Source organism: Desertibaculum subflavum, from assembly GCA_003576705.1.
GTDB lineage: Bacteria > Pseudomonadota > Alphaproteobacteria > Ferrovibrionales > Ferrovibrionaceae > Desertibaculum > Desertibaculum subflavum.
In genome coordinates, this window is the sequence record QOZS01000031.1 from 31,274 (window position 1) to 47,310 (window position 16,037).

The following is a 16,037-nucleotide window of genomic DNA, read 5'->3' on the forward strand; positions in this document are numbered from 1 at the left end:
GTCAACCCGGCCCGCGCAGCGGGTAGAGCTCCCGCGGCGCCAAGCGGAACGGGAACTGCGCGATGTCGAGCGCGGCCGGGCCCGGCGCGTCGATGTCGATCAGCTGCTTGAACGTGCCGCCGAAGGCGGCGCGGAAGTGGTTCTTCGCCTTGACGCAGAGGATGGCGGCGCGGGTGACGTCGAGCCCGTGCAGCGCGTAGAAGCCGGGATCGTGCGCCGAGCCGCAGATCGAGGTGACGACGATGCTGACCTGCCCCGCCTCGATCACCGCGGTGGGGCCGAGATCCATCGGCAGGCCGCGCATCAGCGGGCCCAGGTTGACATAGCGCCCGTCGGTCAGGCGCGCGACCTTGGCCCGCACCGGCACCGGCGGGCCGAAATCGGGCGTGAGCCGGCCGCCGAGCGTGGCTTCCACCGTGCCGCCGATGCCGGCCTCGCGGCAGCGCGCGACCAGGCCGGGATCGACGAAGAAGGCGAAGATCACCGGCACCTCCGGCGCGGCGGCGAGCAGCGCGCGCAGCATCTCCGGCGTGTCGGCGATGCCGCCGGAAAGCGGGTTGTCGCCGGCATCGATCACCGCGACGGGGCGCTCGGGTGCCGCCAGCGCCTGCGCGATCCCCTCCGCCGCGCTCGGCAGCGCGATGTAGAAGCGGTGCAGCCGCTCCCGCATCTCGGCCACCACGGCCTCGGCCGCGCCGCGCGCCAGCGCGGCATCGCCATCGGCGAAGACCATCGCGCCGGCGCCGGCCGCCGCGCTGTCGCCATAGGAGAAGCCGCCATAGACCGAGGCATCGAGGATGCGCGGGTCGAATTCCAGCCCGCGCGCGAAGGCCTCCAGCTCCGCCATCGGGCCTTCGGCGGTGCGCATGTTGATGCTGGGCAGGATGGCGTCGAGCTTGGCGATGTGGCCGACCGGGCGGATCTCGCCGCGGAGCGTGCGCCGCAGCGCTTCGAGCACGCGGAGCGCCGTCTCCTTCTGGTCGATATGCGGATGTTCCTTGTAGCCGGCGGCGAAATCAACCAGGGAGGCCACGCGCGGATCGAGATTGGCGTGCAGGTCGAACGACACGCCGAGCAGCCTTTCCGGCCCGATCGCCACGCGCACGCGGCGGATGATCTCGTAATCGGCGAGGTCCATCCCCTCCACGACCATGGCGCCGTGCAGCGAGAGGTAGAAGGCATCGGCCGGCGTGTCGCGGCAGCCTTGCGCGATCTCGTCGGCGATGGCCTCGAAGGCGTCGCGCGTCACCGGCCCGGCGGGTGTCGAGCCGGCCATGCGGAGGAAGGTGCCCGCCCAGTCGGGATGCGCGTCGAGGAAGGCGACCGCGCCGCCGCCCTCGGTCGCGGTGCCGCGATAGACGGCGCCGGCCTCCTGGCCGATGTACCACTCGTCGCGGCGGAACGCGGCTGCGTCGGTCAGCACCGGCGAGAACGAGTTGCCCTCGTGCGAGAAGCGGGCGACAGCGAGGCGGGGCATGTCACTCAGCCGTCATGCGGTTCGAGCGAATCGAAAGATTGTGCATGCCGATGTCAGGATCGGCTTTCTCCCGCTTCCCGCCTGAATCCTTAGCTGTCCGATGCATTTTTAATCGCGGCAAGCTCGCGTCGACATACCTCATTCAACGCGTCGAGTTCGTCCCGCGCCACCTTCCACAAGATGTCGGCCGCGATCCGCTCGTATTCATGCCGAAGCTTGTTGCCGATATCGGCGACCTTGCGCCAGGGAATCTCCGTATGGCGCGCTTTCAGTTCCTCCGGCAGGTGGCGGCTTGCTTCGGAGATGATCTCGATGCCGCGCGTGACCAGCCACTGCGCCTGCCAATCCGCTTCGAAGGCGTCGAGCGTGAGCCCTTCGGTCACGCTCCGAACACGCTCGATCGCCTCCAGCATGTCGGCGAGTCTCGGAGCGATGGAGCGGCCGGCCATTCAAAAGACGCGAAGCGCGCTTGCCTCGATGCCGGGCCGCAGCATGGGATGCAGGCTGTCCTTGGTCAGAAGGTCGACGGGCCGGCCGAGGATCTCGCGGATGCGCTCTTGCAGATCCATGAGGTCGAACAGACCGATGGCACCCTTCTGGTGCTCGAAATAGAGATCGACATCGGAAGCCGGCTGCGCCTGCTCTCGCGCGACCGATCCGAACAGGTAGAGGTGCTCGACGCCGGCCCGTTTGAGGGCAGCCTCCTCGGCACGCAGTCTGGCAATGACGTCCTCGCGTAGCATGCGCGCACGATAGCAAGATTTCGGGGAACGGCGAGAAACACGGGGCGACGCTCCCTTTTGCTTCCCTTTTAGTACAAATTCCGCTATACTGGATACTGTTCTTTTACATCGTGGATCAGGAAGATAAACGGCGGCGCAGGGCGTCAGGGCGAAGGTTGTCGTTGTCGGACCGCATCGACGCGGAACAGATATGCCGCTGGGAGGAAGGCCGTTCTCGTCCGACTTGATTAAGAGGAACAGATGCGCCGCCCGGCGGGTCGGAGACGCACCGGACCGGATAAATGGCAGACAGTTTTCAGGTTTATTCCGTCGAAATCACGCGCCGAGGAACAGACGCGCCGCTTTCCGCTGTAACGCGGGCGGCGGCCGCCCCCACTTGCCCTTCCCCACACCGCTTCGCGGCGCGAGGGAGGGTTCGAGGCGCGGAACGGATGCGCCGCGGAACAAATACGCCGTCGCGGGCGGCGACGGCCCCTCCCGGACTCCCGCGCGGCCGTCGGCAATGCAAAAAGGAATAGATGCGCCGCTACTTCACCCGCGCCACGAGCGTCGCCACCCGGTCGGCCTCGTTCGCCGGCTTGTCCCAGCGGATGCGGGCGATGCGGGGGAAGCGGAGCGCCAGGCCGGATTTGTGGCGGGTCGAGCGGCTCACGCTGTCGAAGGCGAGTTCGCAGACGAGCTTGGGCTCCACCTGCGCCACCGGGCCGAAGCGCTGCACGGTGTGGTGCCGCACCCATTTGTCGAGCTCGGCCAGCTCGGCATCGGTGAAGCCGAAATAGGCCTTGCCGACCGGCACCAGCTCGGTGGCTTGGCCTTCGAGGTCCTCGAGCCAGCAGCCGAAGGTGAAGTCGGAGAAGAAGGAGGAGCGCTTCCCGTGCCCGCGCTGGGCATACATCATGACAGCGTCCACCGTGTCGGGGTCGCGCTTCCACTTGTACCAGTGGCCCTTGGGCCGGCCGGCGAGATAGGGGCTCGAGCGCCGCTTCAACATGATGCCTTCGGAGCCGAGCGCGGCGGAGCCGGCGCGCACCTCGGCGAGCTCCGCCCAGCTCGCGAAGGTGACCAGCGGCGAGAGGTCGAAGCGGTCGGGCGGCGGCGTGGCGCGCGCATACCAGGTTTCGAGCCGGGCGCGCCGCTCGTCGAAGGAGAGCGAGCGCAGGTCCTCCGTGCCCTCGAACAGGATGTCGTAAATGCGTACCGCCGCCGGAAATTTCTCCAGCAGGCGGCGGTCGACGGTCTTGCGGTTCAGGCGCTGCTGCAGGTCGTTGAACGGCGCCACTTCCGCACCAAAGCGCACCAGCAGCTCGCCATCGACCACCACATGCAGGCCCGCCGCGGCTTCCAGGATGTCGGGGAAGGTGGCGCCGATCTCCTCGCCGGTGCGGGTGAACAGCCGCACGATGCCGGGCCCGGCGACCAGCTGCACGCGGATGCCGTCCCATTTCCACTCGGCGCGGAAATCGGAGGGCTCGAGGGCGGCGATCTCGCTCTCCTCCAGCGGGTGCGCCAGCATGGCCGAGCGATAGGCGGCCATGGTGTCCGGCGCCGGCACCGGCCCGCCTTCCCCAAGCCAGGCGAACAGCTCCGGATAGGGCGGTGCGAGGCCGTGCCAGACCTCCTCGATCTGCTCGACCGGCACCTTGCCCCATTCGGCCAGCGCGGTTTTCGCGAGCCGCGCCGAAACGCCGACCCGGAGCCCGCCGGTGACCAGCTTGATCAGCGCCCAGCGCCCCTGCGCGTCGAGCCGGTCGAGCCAGGTCTCGAACAGCCTGGGCACTTCGGCGCGGCCGGCGCCCTGCAGCGCCTCGACGATGGCGGCGAGATGCAGCGGCTCGTTATGGCCGCGCGTCTGCGGCTCCCAGATCAACGCCACCGTCTCGGCCAGGTCGCCGACGAAGTCGTAGGAGAGGTCGAACAGCAGCGGATCGAGCCGCTCGGCGGCGAGGCCGCGCACCATCGCCGGCTTGGCATTGGTGAAGCCGAGATTGCCGGTCAGCGCGGCGAGCGCCCAGCCGCGATCCGGGTCCGGCGTGGTGGCGAAATAGTCCGACAGGAGCCGCAGCTTGGTGTTGCGCGCCGGCGCGAAGACCAGCGCGTCGAGCAGATGGGCGAAGCGGTTCACGCCTCGTCGTCCTCGAAGCCGACCAGCGACAGCGCCCGCGCCTTGCGGCCCTTGAGGGCGGCGTGATGCACCAGCGCCTCCTCGCGGCCATGCGTCACCCAGACCTCGCCGGCGTTCACGTCCTCGAGCGTCTGGCAGAGCTCGTCCCAGTCGGCATGGTCGGAGATCACGAGCGGCAGCTCGACGCCGCGCTGCTTGGCGCGCTGGCGCACCCGCATCCAGCCGGAGGCCATGGCCGAGACCGGATCCGGCAGCCGGCGCGACCAGCGGTCGGCCAGCGCGCCGGGCGGCGCGAGCACGATTGAGCCTGCGAGCTCCTCCTTCTTCGCCTCGGTCGCATGGCGCAGCTCGCCGAGATCGACGCCGAGCGATTGGTAGAGCTGGCAGAGCTCCATCAGCGCGCCATGCAGCCAAAGCGGCTTGTCCCAGCCGGCGCGGCGGAGCAGCGCGATCACCCGCTGCGCCTTGCCGAGCGCGTAGACGCCGACCACATGGCAGCGCTCGGGAAACAGCGCGACGGAATGCAGCAGGCGGCCGATCTCCTCCTCGTCCGGCGGATGGCGGAACACCGGCAGCGCGAAGGTCGCCTCGGTGATGAAGACGTCGCAGGGGATGGGCTCAAACAGGGCGCAGGTGGGGTCGGGCCGCCGCTTGTAGTCGCCGGAGACGACGACGCGGCTGCCCTGCCACTCGAGCAGCACCTGGGCCGAGCCCAGCACATGCCCGGCCGGATGCAGCGTGACGCCGACGCCGTTGATGTCGATCCGCTCGCCATAGGCCGCGGCCTGCAGGCTCTTACCCGCGCCCTCGCCGAGCCGGCTCCGCATGATGGCGATGGTGCCCGCGGTCGCCAGCACCGCGCCGTTGCCGGGCCGCGCATGGTCGCCATGGCCATGCGTGACCACCGCCCGGTCGGCCGCGCGGACGGGATCGACGAAGAAGCCGCCCGGCTCCACAAAGAGCCCCTGCGGCAGCGGCTTGATCCAGCTCTCGGGTTTCGGCGCCATGGCTCGGCTAAGGTAGGTCGGCCAAGCCTGCTCGGCCAGGAGGTGTGGTCCATGGAGTGGAGCGCCGAGGCGATCGTCCTCTCGCTCAGGAAGCACGGGGAGAACGCGGTCGTGGCCGGGTTGTTCACCCGCGAGCACGGCCGCCATGCCGGCTATCTGCGCGCGCGCCCGGCCAAGGGCGGCGGCTGGCCGCTGGTCGGCAACCGCGTGCGGGCGACCTGGCGGGCGCGGCTCTCGGAGCATCTCGGCCACCTGACGGCGGAGCCGCTCGGCGACCGCGCCGGCGAGATTCTGGACGATCCGCTTCGCCTGGCGGTACTGCGAACCCTCGCCGCGTTGACCGAGCTCTGCCTGCCGGAGCGCGAGGCGCACCCGGCTTTGTTCGATGCGACCGACGTGGTGCTCGATGCCCTGGCGCGCGATGCGGCGGACTGGCCGCAGGCCTATATCCGCTGGGAGCTCGGCTTGCTGGCCGAGCTTGGCTATGGGCTCGACCTCTCCCACTGCGCCTCGACCGGCGCGACCGAGGACCTGACCCATGTCTCGCCGCGCTCCGGCCGCGCCGTCTCGGCCGCTGCCGCCGAGCCCTATCTCGACAAGCTGCTGCGGCTTCCCGCCTTCCTCGCCGCCGGCCGCGGCGGGCCGGCGGCCAACGACCCGGCCGAGGACCTCAAGGCCGGCCTCGCCCTCACCGGCTTCTTCCTGGAGCGCCGCGTCCTTCTGCCGCACAACCAGCGCCTGCCGCCCGACCGCGACCGCCTGGCCGAACGGCTGGCGCGGGCCAACGAGAACACAGTGAGAACTATTTGATTGCCCTCGCGCGAATAACTGATAAAATAATTCCACTTATGCGAGCTAGCGTCCTCATGTTGATCAAAGATACTGTGTCCGCCGTGGCCCATAGGACTACATGTTGAGAACATGAAGGTAGCAGGTCTTTTCGCCGGTATCGGTGGATTCGAGCTTGGCCTCTCACGGTCCGGCCACGAAGCCCAATTGTTGTGTGAGATCTGGAGTCCGGCACAGTCGGTGTTGAGAGCGCGGTATCCGGGAATCCCCCTGGTGTCCGACGTGACGACGCTGAACTCCCTTCCCTGCAGTACCGACGCCATCGTTGCCGGCTTTCCCTGCCAGGATCTCAGTCAGGCCGGCCACACACTCGGAATCGACGGCTCGCGCTCGGGCCTCGTCGGACACGTTTTTCGCCTCCTCGACAGTCACAAAGTGCCCGTCGTGGTGCTCGAGAACGTGTCGTTCATGCTGCATCTCGGACGCGGCAAAGCGCTGAGCACCATCATCGATGCCTTCGAAGAGCGAGGCTATCGATGGGCGTATCGAGTGGTGAACTCGTTAGCCTTCCTGCCACAAAGAAGAGAGCGCGTGTTGTTCGTCGCCACGCGCCGTGATGTGGAGATCGATCCCGCAGATATCATCCTGGCCGACGAGCGCTCGCCTCCGAAAATCGAAACATCGTTGGACACGCACGGCCACGGCTTCTACTGGACGGAGGGCATCCGAGGGCTCGGCTGGGCCCCCGATGCCATACCGACACTGAAGAACGGCTCGACCGTGGGCATCGCTTCGCCGCCCGCGATCCTGCTGCCGGACGGTCGAGTGATATTGCCCGACATTCGAGACGCTGAACGCCTGCAAGGTTTCGAGCCGAATTGGACGGAACCGGCGGAGACGGTTGCGAGGCCGTCCATGCGTTGGTCGCTGGCGGGAAACGCGGTGACGGTACCGATCGCCGAGTGGCTCGGCGGCAGACTCGCCCAGCCCGGCCACTACGATCGAAGCCGGGATGATCACCGGCTGCAGGAAACAAAGTGGCCCCGGGCAGCGCGACTCAACGGTGCACAGCGCGTAGCGGTTCGTATTTCCGCATTCCCCGATTGGCGGCCGAGGCCCGCCATTCATCACTTCCTTCAGCATCCCGGCCGTCCGCTGTCGGCGCGCGCGACGCGGGGCTTCCTATCGCGGACCGAGCGCAGCACGTTGCGATTTGCGGACGGATTTCTCGAACGGCTGCGCGTGCACCTTTCACGGATGGAAGCAGTGGCCGAGTCACCCCGACCGTTGGAAAAGCAGCGCGCTGCGGCATGAATCGAAAGATTCCGACCGACCCTCAGCGTAGCGCGCTGATGGCACGTGTACGTCAAAGAGAGACCCCGGCGGAAAGAACGGTGGGTCGGTTACTAAGAGAGCTCGGCATGGGCTATCGGAAGAATGTTCGGGCGCTCCGCGGCTCTCCCGATTTCGCCAACCGAAGCCGCTACTGGGCCGTCTTCGTCCATGGATGTTTCTGGCACCAGCATCCGGGCTGCCCGCGCGCAACCATTCCGACTCGCAACCGGGCGTTCTGGGAAGCGAAGTTCGCGGCCAATCGCGACAGAGACGCCCGCGCTACATCAGCCCTCCGCCGAAAGGGGTTTCGCGTGGTCACGGTCTGGGAGTGTCAGGTCGCCGACGCCCCCGCGGTCAAGTCGCGCCTGTCAAAGCTGCTGAAATCGGGTGGCGTAGATGTGCGATAACCGATCGATCATGGATGCGTAGTGATAGATTTCCCCCGGAAGCGGCGCCGGAGAAGACGTGACGAGGCGGACAGGAGACCCGTTGTTGGCACAATCGACGACGGCGATCGCGAGAGCGTCGTAGCCGACGTCTCCCAACTTCGAACGCCTTGGCAGCTGCTTAACCTTCTCGATCGCGAGTTGCGCGTCACGGGGTTGCTGATGCGTGCTCCACACCAATTCACCTCGCCGAGGTCCTTTGTTCAGATCCGGGCTCAGATACCTCGATGCAACGTTGACCATGACGAACCCGGCGGCGATCGCCTGATCGGTGGCGCCATGGACGGTGAGATGAGACGAATTCAGCTCGTCGTAGAGCCGTGGCAACGCCCGCTGATGTGCGGTCATGCACGCCTTCGCTTCCAGGGCGAGCAGCACGCTTCCGACCGGGGTCGCGGACAATTCGGGCAAGGCCGCGAGCTCCGCGCGCTCGCCACTCGTCAAATCCAGATCATATTCCTTGCCCATCGAGGCGAGCGTGCGCGACTTCACCGCGCGCCGGCCGGTCGCTGGTGTGCAAAGCACCAGGTCCAGATTCTTCTTCCGGTCATGCGCGAAATCCCGCATCTCGTGGTTGATCCCAAATCCGACCATTCCGACCTCGACCTGCCGGCGCAACACCGGACAGTGCCTCAGCAGGTCGAACACGATTCCCCAGCAGGCGATCTTCGAATGGCGATCGCTGCGGGAGTGGTACTGCCACCGACCGCCATGACGATCCTGCAGGGTCGTCGCGGAAAGCGTCTTCGTCAGAATGGTAAGTCCGAGCATTTCAGCGGCTTCCGCAACCAACTCGAATCGAGGTGCATCATATTCTCATCCGATCCGGGATTTTGGAACTCCGGCTCTCCGGAGTGGCGCGGGTCGGTGCGACCCGCTAAGAACCCGGCAACCATTCTGGTCGATCATCACCGCCCCCTCCCAACGGTCCGGAATCCCGCGTGCTGAGACGTCTCTACGACTGGGTGATGCAGCAGGCCGAGCACCCGCGCGCCATGTGGATGCTGCAGGTCATCACCTTCCTGGAAAGCTCGCTGTTCCCGATTCCGCCGGATCCGCTGATGATCCCGCTGATGCTGGCCAGGCGGGCGCAGGCCTTCCGCATCGCCGCGATCTGCACGGTGGTCTCGGTCGCCGGCGGGTTCCTCGGTTACGCGATCGGCCTCTTCCTGTTCGAGACGGTCGGCAAGTGGGTGTTCGAGACCTACCACCTGATGGACACGTTCAGCTCGATGAAGGACGGCTTCGACGAGTGGGGCGCCTGGATCATCATCGCCAAGGGCATGACGCCGATCCCCTACAAGCTGCTCACCATCTCGGCCGGCGTCTTCAAGTTCAACCTGCTCACCTTCACCATCGCCAGCGTCATCTCCCGCTCGATGCGGTTCTTCCTGCTGGCGGCGCTGCTCTACTATTTCGGCCCGCCGATCCGCGAGTTCATCGAGAAGCGGTTGGAAATGCTGACCCTCGCCTTCCTGGTCGCCCTGGTCGGCGGCTTCTTCGCCTTCAAGTACATCTGACGCCAGCGGCGGTTCTGCTATAGAGCCGCCATGGCTGACGACACCACCCTGCCCGATTCGATTCGCGGCGCGCCGCTGAAGGATGCCCTCGGCGAGCGCTATCTCGCCTATGCGCTCTCCACCATCATCTCCCGCTCGCTGCCCGATGTGCGCGACGGGTTGAAGCCGGTGCAGCGCCGCCTGCTCTACGCCATGCGCGAGCTGAAGCTCGACCCCAATGGCGGCTACAAGAAATGCGCCCGCGTGGTCGGCGACGTGATCGGCAAGTACCACCCGCATGGCGAGCTGTCGGTCTACGAGGCGATGGTGCGGCTCGCGCAGGAATTCTCGCAGCGCTATCCGCTGGTCGACGGCCAGGGCAATTTCGGCAATGTCGACGGCGATAGCCCGGCGGCCATGCGCTACACCGAGGCGCGGCTGACCCAGGTCGCCGAGCTGCTGCTGCGCGACATCGACAAGGACACGGTCGATTTCCGCCCGAACTACGACGGCGAGGACAACGAGCCGGTGGTGCTGCCGGCGGCCTTCCCGAACCTGCTCGCCAACGGCGCCGCCGGCATCGCGGTCGGCATGGCGACCTCGATCCCGCCGCACAACGCCGCCGAACTGTGCGACGGCCTGTTGCACCTGATCAAGACGCCGAACGCCCGCATCGAGACCCTGGTCGACATCGTCAAGGGGCCGGACTTCCCGACCGGCGGCATCCTGGTCGAGCCGCGCGAGGCGATCGTCGAGGCCTATGCCACGGGCCGCGGCAGCTTCCGCCTGCGGGCGCGCTGGGAGAAGGAGGAGCTGGCGCGCGGCACCTGGCAGGTCGTCGTCACCGAGATCCCGTTCCAGGTACAGAAGGGCAAGCTGATCGAGCGCATCGCCGACCTGCTGAGCGAGAAGAAGCTGGCGCTGCTGGGCGACGTGCGCGACGAATCGGCCGAGGACGTGCGTCTCGTGCTGGAGCCGAAGAGCCGCAATGTCGAGCCCGAGCACCTGATGGAGCAGATGTTCCGCGCCACCGACCTGGAAGTGCGGATCCCGCTCAACATGAACGTGCTCGAAGGCGGCAAGGTGCCGCGGGTGATGAACCTGCGCGCGGTGCTGAAGGCCTTCCTCGACCACCGGCGCGAGGTGCTGATCCGGCGCAGCAACTATCGCCTGGCCGAGATCGACCGCCGCCTCGAAGTCCTCGGCGGCTATCTGATCGCCTATCTCAACCTCGACGAGGTGATCCGTATCATCCGCACCGAGGACGAGCCGAAGCCGGTCCTGATCAAGAGCTTCGACCTGACCGACAACCAGGCCGAGGCCATCCTCAACATGCGGCTGCGCTCCCTTCGCAAGCTCGAGGAGATGGAGATCCGCAAGGAGCACAAGGAACTCACCGCCGAGAAGAAGGGCCTGAAGGGCCTGGTCGGCAGCGAGGACCAGCAGTGGAAGGCGATCGCGGACGAGATCGCCGAGACGAAGAAGCTGTTCGGCCCGAAAACGGCGCTCGGCCGGCGCCGCACCAGCTTCGGCGAGGCGGCAGAGCTGCCGGAAGAGGCGCTGGAAGCCGCGGTCGAGCGCGAGCCGGTGACGGTGGTGATGTCGGAGAAGGGCTGGATCCGCACGCTCAAGGGCCACCAGCCGGATGACGGCAAAGCCACCTACAAGGAAGGCGACAAGGGCCGCTTCTGGCTGCATTGCGAGACCACCGACCGGATCATGCTGTTCGGCACCGACGGCCGCTTCTACACGTTGCCGGTCGACAAGCTGCCGGGCGGCCGCGGCCATGGCGAGCCGGTGCGGCTGATGATCGATCTCGGCAACGACCGCGAGGTGGTGACCCTGTTCGCCCACAAACCCGGGCGGAAGCTGCTGGTCGCCGCCTCGGACGGCCGCGGATTCGTGGTGCCGGAGGACGAGGCGGTGGCCTCGACCCGCGGCGGCAAGCAGGTGCTGAACGTCTCAGGCGATGTCGAGGCCTGCGTCTGCGTGCCCGCCGAGGGCGACCATGTGGCGAGCCTCGGCGAGAACCGCAAGCTGCTCATCTTCAAGCTCGCCGAAGTGCCGGAGATGGGCCGCGGCCGCGGCGTGATCCTGCAGAAGTTCAAGGATGGCGGGCTGGCCGACGCCAAGGTCTTCGTATTGAAAGAAGGCCTGACCTGGATCACCTCGGACGGCCGCGAGCGCACCGAGACCGACATCCGCGACTGGATCGGCGAGCGCGCCCAGGCCGGCCGCCTGCCGCCCAAGGGCTTCAACAAGTCGAACCGGTTCGGCAGCCGATGACTGGACGGCCCCGGCGGATCGACTAGATTCGGGTCGATGACGGCAAGGTCACTCGCCCGATATGCGCCGGCGCGGCTGTGGGATCGGCTCGATGCCCCCACCCGGGTCGTCATCGGGCTCGGGCTGCTGGCGCTGATCGGGCCGTTCGGCGAGTTCCTCGACGTCGCCGTCTTCGCCGAAATCGAGGCCGATTTCATCACCTTCGATCTCGGCCTCGAAGCGGTCGTCACGCTGCTGCTGCCGTTCTACTACCTGGCCTTGCTGCTCCTGCTGATCGCCGCCATGCGCGGCATCGCGGAATACGGCTGCGCCGGCCGCCAGGTTGCCGCGCATCTCGCCTCGCGCCGTCCCGGCCCGCCGCAGCACGTCCCGATCGCCTGATCTCGAAAGCACGCAACTGAACCGCGTCCCGTCGCCGAACGGGCCGCATCGCGTCTGTTCGAGATCGGACTACTGCCATGGACCTGTTCTCCGCGGAATCGCTCTCCGCGCTTCTCACCATCATCCTGATCGACCTCGTTCTGGCCGGCGACAATGCGCTGGTGATCGGCCTGGTCGCCCGCCAGCTGCCGAAGGAGCGGCAATGGACGGTCATTCTCTGGGGCACCGCTGGCGCCATCGTCGCCCGCGTGCTGATGGCGATCATCGTCGTCTACATCCTGAAGATTCCCGGCTTCCTGCTGATCGGCGGCCTGGCATTGGTCTGGATCGCCCGCAAGCTGGTGGCGCCGCAGCCAGGCGGTGGAGAGGCGCATGGCCACGGCCATGCCGCCGCCACCAGCATGGCCGCCGCCATCCGCACCATCGTGGTCGCCGATGCCGTGATGGGCATCGACAACGTACTGGCGATCGGCGGGGTGGCGCGCGACAGCATCCTGCTGCTGATCATCGGTCTTGCGATCTCGATCCCGATCGTGGTCTGGGGCTCGCGCCTCGTCATCCTGCTGGTCGACCGCTTCCCCTCGATCATCCTGATCGGCGGCGCCGTGCTGGCCTGGACCGCGGCCAAGATGATCCTGGACGAGCCGCTGCTGAAGGAATTCGCGGCCGGCAGCCAGGTGGTGAGCGTGCTGGTCCTTCTCGCCGTCGTCGCCGCCTCGCTCGAGCCCTGGATCCGCGAGCGGCTGACGCCGGAGCTCAAGCCGCTCGCCATCATCCTGCCCGGCATCGTCATCTGGCTGCTGGCGGTGCAGTTCGGCGCGAGCTGGTTCGGCTATCAGGCCGGCTATCTCGGTGTGCGCAGCATGGGCGACGCGCTGGTGCAGGCGGTGAAATGGGCCGGCTGGCTGCCGTTCGCGCTGTTCTACCTGTACCTCCGCCGCCGCTTCGCCCGTGTCTCGGAGTAGCCCCGGGCGGCGCGGACCGGGTATGCCGTCTTCGGCGTTGAAGCGGCGCCCGATCGGCGCGACGATGCCGGCATAAAGCCAAGGCCGCGCGGCCGGGAGGAAACGAAATGGTCGAGAACTCGACGCCGGTCCTGATCGGATGCGGCGATGTCACCGACATGACGACGCCGGTGGAGCAGGGCCGCTCGCCCTTCGATCTGATCGCGCAGGCGGGCCGCAAGGCGCTGGAGGATACCGGCGCCGCCGCGGGCGTCGCCAAGGCGATCGACACCATCGCCATGCTCAGGCTGTTCTCCGATACCTCGCACCGCTTCGCGACCCGGCTCGGCACCTCGGCGAACCCGCCGAAGAGCATCGCCAAGCGGCTCGGCATCGAAGCCTCGCGCCAGCTCTACACCTGGAACGGCGGCAACATGCCGCAATACCTGGTCAACAAGTTCGCCGAGGCGATAGCGCGCGGCGAGATGAAGGCGGCGATGGTCTGCGGCGGCGAGGCGCTGCGCACCCAGCACGGCGTCGAGCGCTCGGGCCTCGACATCTCCTGGAAGGAGGATCCCGGCGGCAAGTACGAGGAGATCGGCGACGCTAGGCGCGGCTGGAGCGACCACGAAGACAAGCACAACATGCGCGCCGCCATCACCATGTACCCGCTGTTCGAGAACGCCATCCGCGGCGCGCGCGGCCGCACGGTCGAGCAGCACCTGAAGGCCATGGGCAAACTGTTCGCCCGCTTCGCCGCGGTCGCCGCCGCGAACCCGCTGGCCAGCCGGCGCGACGGCTTCTCGGCCGAGCGGCTCGCCACCGTCGACGAAAAGAACAAGTGGATCGGCTTTCCCTATCCGCGCCTGATGAACTCCAACGCCTTCATCGACCAGGCGGCGGCTTTCATCATCACCTCGGCCGGCACCGCGCGCGAGCTGGGCGTGCCGGAGGCGAAATGGGTCTACCTGCATGGCTGCGCCGACGGGCACGACCACTGGTATGTGTCCGATCGCATCAACCTGCATTCCTCGCCGGCGATCCGGCGCGGCGCGGCGCAGGCGCTTGCCATGGCCGGCCGGAAGCTGGGCGACATCGGCTTCTTCGACCTTTACAGCTGCTTTCCCTCGGCGGTGGAGATCGGCTGCCAGGAGATCGGCCTGTCGGAAGACGATCCGCGCGGGCTGACCGTCACCGGCGGCCTCCCCTATTTCGGCGGGCCCGGCAACAACTACGTGACGCATTCGATTTCCGAGATGATGCGCCGCGTGCGGTCGAAGCCCGGCAGCTTCGGCCTGGTCACCGCGAACGGCAATTACGTGACCAAGCATTCCTACGGCGTCTATTCCACCGCACCGACGCAAGGGAACTGGCAGCGCGAGGATCCGGCCAGGCTGCAGGCCGAGCTCGACGCGCTGCCCAAGGCGCCGTTCACCGAGACGCCGGAAGGCGCGGCGAAGATCGAAACCTATACCGTGATGCACGGCAAGAACGGGCCGGAATACGGCGTGATCTTCGGCCGGCTGGACGCGACCGGCCAGCGCTTCGTCGCCAATCCGCCGGCCGATCCGGCGACCTTGATGGACCTGCAGAACCGCGAGAGTTTGAACCGGCCAGGTACGGTGCGGCGCGACGGTGAGCGAAACGTGTTCACGCTGGCATAATTCCCCTCCCCCGGCGCCAGACGGGGGAGGCTGGGAGGGGGTTCGATACCGCAATGTCGGCGCAGGAAAACCCCCACCCTGCCTCCCCCGCCTACCGGCGGGGGAGGAGCTAGAAAAGGATGCGCTGGACCACGGCGCTCGGCGTTGCGCTGGCGATCCAGCTGGCGAGCGCGCTGCTCAACGCCAGCGTCATGGTGAGTGCGCCGCTGATCACCGCTTCGGCCGGCGTGCCGGTGGACCGGATCGGCTACTACGCCTCGCTGCAGACCATCGGCACCATGTGGTTCCTGATGAGCGGCGGGGCGCTGCTCAGGCGTTTCGGGCCACTCCGCATGCTGCAGGCAGGGCTGCTGTTCTCGGCCATCGCCATCACCTTCATCACCACGGCCTGGTGGCCGCTGATCCTGCTCGCCGGTTTGCTCAGCGGCATCGGCTATGGCCCGCTGCCGCCGTCGAGCGGCGAGATCCTGGCCCGCTATGCACCGGCCAACCGGCGCGGGCTGGTCTTCTCCGTGAAGCAGGCCGGCGTGCCGGTCGGCCAGGCGCTGGGCGGGTTGATCGTGCCGGCCATCGCGCTCGCCATCGACTGGCGGGCCGGCATCGCCGCCGCGATCCTGTTCCTGATCGCCACCATGGCGGCGACGCAGCGTTGGCGCAGCGAGATCGATTCCGACCGCGATCGCGCGGCACGCATCTCGCCGACCGACATGCTGAGCCTGCGCCATTTCGCGGCGCCGCTGCGCGGCATGCGGCTGGCGCCCGATCTCCCCGGTCTCACCTTCGCCGGCTTCGCCTTCGCCATGGCGCAGACATGCTTCTTCTCCTTCTTCGTCCCCTATCTGACCGCCGACCTGATGCTGGGTGTCGCCGCGGCGGGCTTTGCCTATGCCGTGCTGCAGGTATTCGGGGCGATCGGCCGCGTGGGCGCCGGCTGGTGGGCCGACCGCCGCTCCGGACGGGTGACGCTGGTCTGGCTCGCCGGCGGTGCCACCGCAGCCCTGCTCGTCACCGCCACGCTGGGTCCGGCGACGCCCTGGCCGTTGCTCCTCGCCGCCGCCGCTTTCATCGGCGTCAGCGCGGTCAGCTGGAACGGCGTCTATCTCTCCGAGCTCGCCGCCATCGTGCCGCGCGAAAAGGTGGGCGAGGCCACGGCCGCCTCCACCTTCTTCTCCTTCATCGGCTATGCCGTCGGCCCGGCGAGCTTTGCCGCCATGGTGCAGCTCTCCGGCAGCTACCGGCTCGCCTTCCTGGTCACGGCGATCTTTCCGGCGCTCGGCTGCCTGGTCTTGCTGCGCCAGGCGCGCGGTCGGCTATGATGGACGTCGAAATCGGAGGAAATGTTCC

The 16,037-nt window shown here is 67.6% G+C and carries 15 protein-coding genes; 9 read left to right on the forward strand and 6 right to left on the reverse strand.

The window, feature by feature from the left end:
• Position 1 precedes the first annotated feature (1 nt).
• From DT074_RS16785 to DT074_RS16805, 5 genes are all read right to left on the reverse strand, one after another.
• Positions 2-1,477: a M81 family metallopeptidase gene (locus DT074_RS16785; protein WP_119421006.1), complete on the reverse strand. Its 1,476-nt coding sequence runs from the start codon at positions 1,475-1,477 to the stop codon at positions 2-4.
• 89 nt (positions 1,478-1,566) lie between these two features.
• Complete coding sequence (locus DT074_RS16790) at positions 1,567-1,890, reverse strand: HepT-like ribonuclease domain-containing protein (protein WP_368744730.1); 324 nt, start codon at positions 1,888-1,890, stop codon at positions 1,567-1,569.
• A 36-nt stretch (positions 1,891-1,926) separates the two neighbouring features.
• A complete protein-coding gene (locus DT074_RS16795; RefSeq protein ID WP_119421008.1) occupies positions 1,927-2,220 on the reverse strand; it encodes a nucleotidyltransferase family protein in 294 nt (97 codons plus the stop codon).
• Between the two features lie 526 nt (positions 2,221-2,746).
• Complete coding sequence (locus DT074_RS16800; RefSeq protein WP_119421009.1) at positions 2,747-4,342, reverse strand: cisplatin damage response ATP-dependent DNA ligase; 1,596 nt, start codon at positions 4,340-4,342, stop codon at positions 2,747-2,749.
• On the reverse strand, positions 4,339-5,349 hold the full coding sequence (locus DT074_RS16805; RefSeq protein WP_119421010.1) for a ligase-associated DNA damage response exonuclease: 1,011 nt from the start codon (positions 5,347-5,349) through the stop codon (positions 4,339-4,341). The genes DT074_RS16800 and DT074_RS16805 overlap by 4 nt, the downstream gene beginning before the upstream one ends.
• A 51-nt stretch (positions 5,350-5,400) precedes the next feature.
• Between DT074_RS16805 and recO the strand changes: the two genes are divergently transcribed.
• The 3 genes from recO (at position 5,401) to DT074_RS16820 (ending at position 7,880) form a co-directional block, all read left to right on the forward strand.
• Positions 5,401-6,159 (forward strand): DNA repair protein RecO, encoded by a 759-nt coding sequence (gene recO / locus DT074_RS16810; RefSeq protein ID WP_119421011.1) that lies wholly within the window; start codon positions 5,401-5,403, stop codon positions 6,157-6,159.
• Positions 6,160-6,270: 111 nt separating this feature from the next.
• On the forward strand, positions 6,271-7,452 hold the full coding sequence (locus tag DT074_RS16815) for a DNA cytosine methyltransferase (protein WP_119421012.1): 1,182 nt from the start codon (positions 6,271-6,273) through the stop codon (positions 7,450-7,452).
• Complete coding sequence (locus tag DT074_RS16820; RefSeq protein ID WP_119421013.1) at positions 7,449-7,880, forward strand: very short patch repair endonuclease; 432 nt, start codon at positions 7,449-7,451, stop codon at positions 7,878-7,880. The genes DT074_RS16815 and DT074_RS16820 overlap by 4 nt, the downstream gene beginning before the upstream one ends.
• Here DT074_RS16820 and DT074_RS16825 read toward each other — a convergent pair.
• Positions 7,842-8,690, reverse strand: a complete 849-nt coding sequence (locus DT074_RS16825) for a hypothetical protein (RefSeq protein ID WP_119421014.1) — start codon at positions 8,688-8,690, stop codon at positions 7,842-7,844. The genes DT074_RS16820 and DT074_RS16825 overlap by 39 nt on opposite strands.
• 170 nt (positions 8,691-8,860) lie before the next feature.
• On the opposite strand from DT074_RS16825, the gene DT074_RS16830 reads away from it, so the two are divergent.
• The 6 genes from DT074_RS16830 (at position 8,861) to DT074_RS16855 (ending at position 16,009) form a co-directional block, all read left to right on the forward strand.
• Complete coding sequence (locus tag DT074_RS16830) at positions 8,861-9,439, forward strand: YqaA family protein (protein ID WP_119421015.1); 579 nt, start codon at positions 8,861-8,863, stop codon at positions 9,437-9,439.
• Positions 9,440-9,469: 30 nt separating this feature from the next.
• Positions 9,470-11,704: a DNA topoisomerase IV subunit A gene (parC, locus tag DT074_RS16835; RefSeq protein WP_119421016.1), complete on the forward strand. Its 2,235-nt coding sequence runs from the start codon at positions 9,470-9,472 to the stop codon at positions 11,702-11,704.
• A gap of 36 nt (positions 11,705-11,740) precedes the next feature.
• On the forward strand, positions 11,741-12,085 hold the full coding sequence (locus tag DT074_RS16840; protein ID WP_119421017.1) for a hypothetical protein: 345 nt from the start codon (positions 11,741-11,743) through the stop codon (positions 12,083-12,085).
• Positions 12,086-12,162: 77 nt separating this feature from the next.
• Entirely contained in the window at positions 12,163-13,050 is an 888-nt protein-coding gene (locus DT074_RS16845) for a YjbE family putative metal transport protein (RefSeq protein ID WP_119421018.1), read from the forward strand.
• A gap of 107 nt (positions 13,051-13,157) precedes the next feature.
• On the forward strand, positions 13,158-14,693 hold the full coding sequence (locus tag DT074_RS16850) for an acetyl-CoA acetyltransferase (RefSeq protein ID WP_119421019.1): 1,536 nt from the start codon (positions 13,158-13,160) through the stop codon (positions 14,691-14,693).
• A gap of 119 nt (positions 14,694-14,812) precedes the next feature.
• A complete protein-coding gene (locus DT074_RS16855) occupies positions 14,813-16,009 on the forward strand; it encodes an MFS transporter (protein WP_119421020.1) in 1,197 nt (398 codons plus the stop codon).
• The last annotated feature ends 28 nt before the right edge of the window (positions 16,010-16,037 follow it).

Coding starts and splice junctions, on each gene's coding strand:
- DT074_RS16785 (WP_119421006.1), bottom strand. CDS start 1,477: ATGCCCCGCCTCGCTGTCGCCCGCTTCTCGCACGAGGGCAACTCGTTC.
- DT074_RS16790 (WP_368744730.1), bottom strand. CDS start 1,890: ATGCTGGAGGCGATCGAGCGTGTTCGGAGCGTGACCGAAGGGCTCACG.
- DT074_RS16795 (WP_119421008.1), bottom strand. CDS start 2,220: ATGCTACGCGAGGACGTCATTGCCAGACTGCGTGCCGAGGAGGCTGCC.
- DT074_RS16805 (WP_119421010.1), bottom strand. CDS start 5,349: ATGGCGCCGAAACCCGAGAGCTGGATCAAGCCGCTGCCGCAGGGGCTC.
- recO (WP_119421011.1), top strand. CDS start 5,401: ATGGAGTGGAGCGCCGAGGCGATCGTCCTCTCGCTCAGGAAGCACGGG.
- DT074_RS16815 (WP_119421012.1), top strand. CDS start 6,271: ATGAAGGTAGCAGGTCTTTTCGCCGGTATCGGTGGATTCGAGCTTGGC.
- DT074_RS16820 (WP_119421013.1), top strand. CDS start 7,449: ATGAATCGAAAGATTCCGACCGACCCTCAGCGTAGCGCGCTGATGGCA.
- DT074_RS16825 (WP_119421014.1), bottom strand. CDS start 8,690: ATGCTCGGACTTACCATTCTGACGAAGACGCTTTCCGCGACGACCCTG.
- parC (WP_119421016.1), top strand. CDS start 9,470: ATGGCTGACGACACCACCCTGCCCGATTCGATTCGCGGCGCGCCGCTG.
- DT074_RS16840 (WP_119421017.1), top strand. CDS start 11,741: ATGACGGCAAGGTCACTCGCCCGATATGCGCCGGCGCGGCTGTGGGAT.
- DT074_RS16845 (WP_119421018.1), top strand. CDS start 12,163: ATGGACCTGTTCTCCGCGGAATCGCTCTCCGCGCTTCTCACCATCATC.
- DT074_RS16850 (WP_119421019.1), top strand. CDS start 13,158: ATGGTCGAGAACTCGACGCCGGTCCTGATCGGATGCGGCGATGTCACC.
- DT074_RS16855 (WP_119421020.1), top strand. CDS start 14,813: ATGCGCTGGACCACGGCGCTCGGCGTTGCGCTGGCGATCCAGCTGGCG.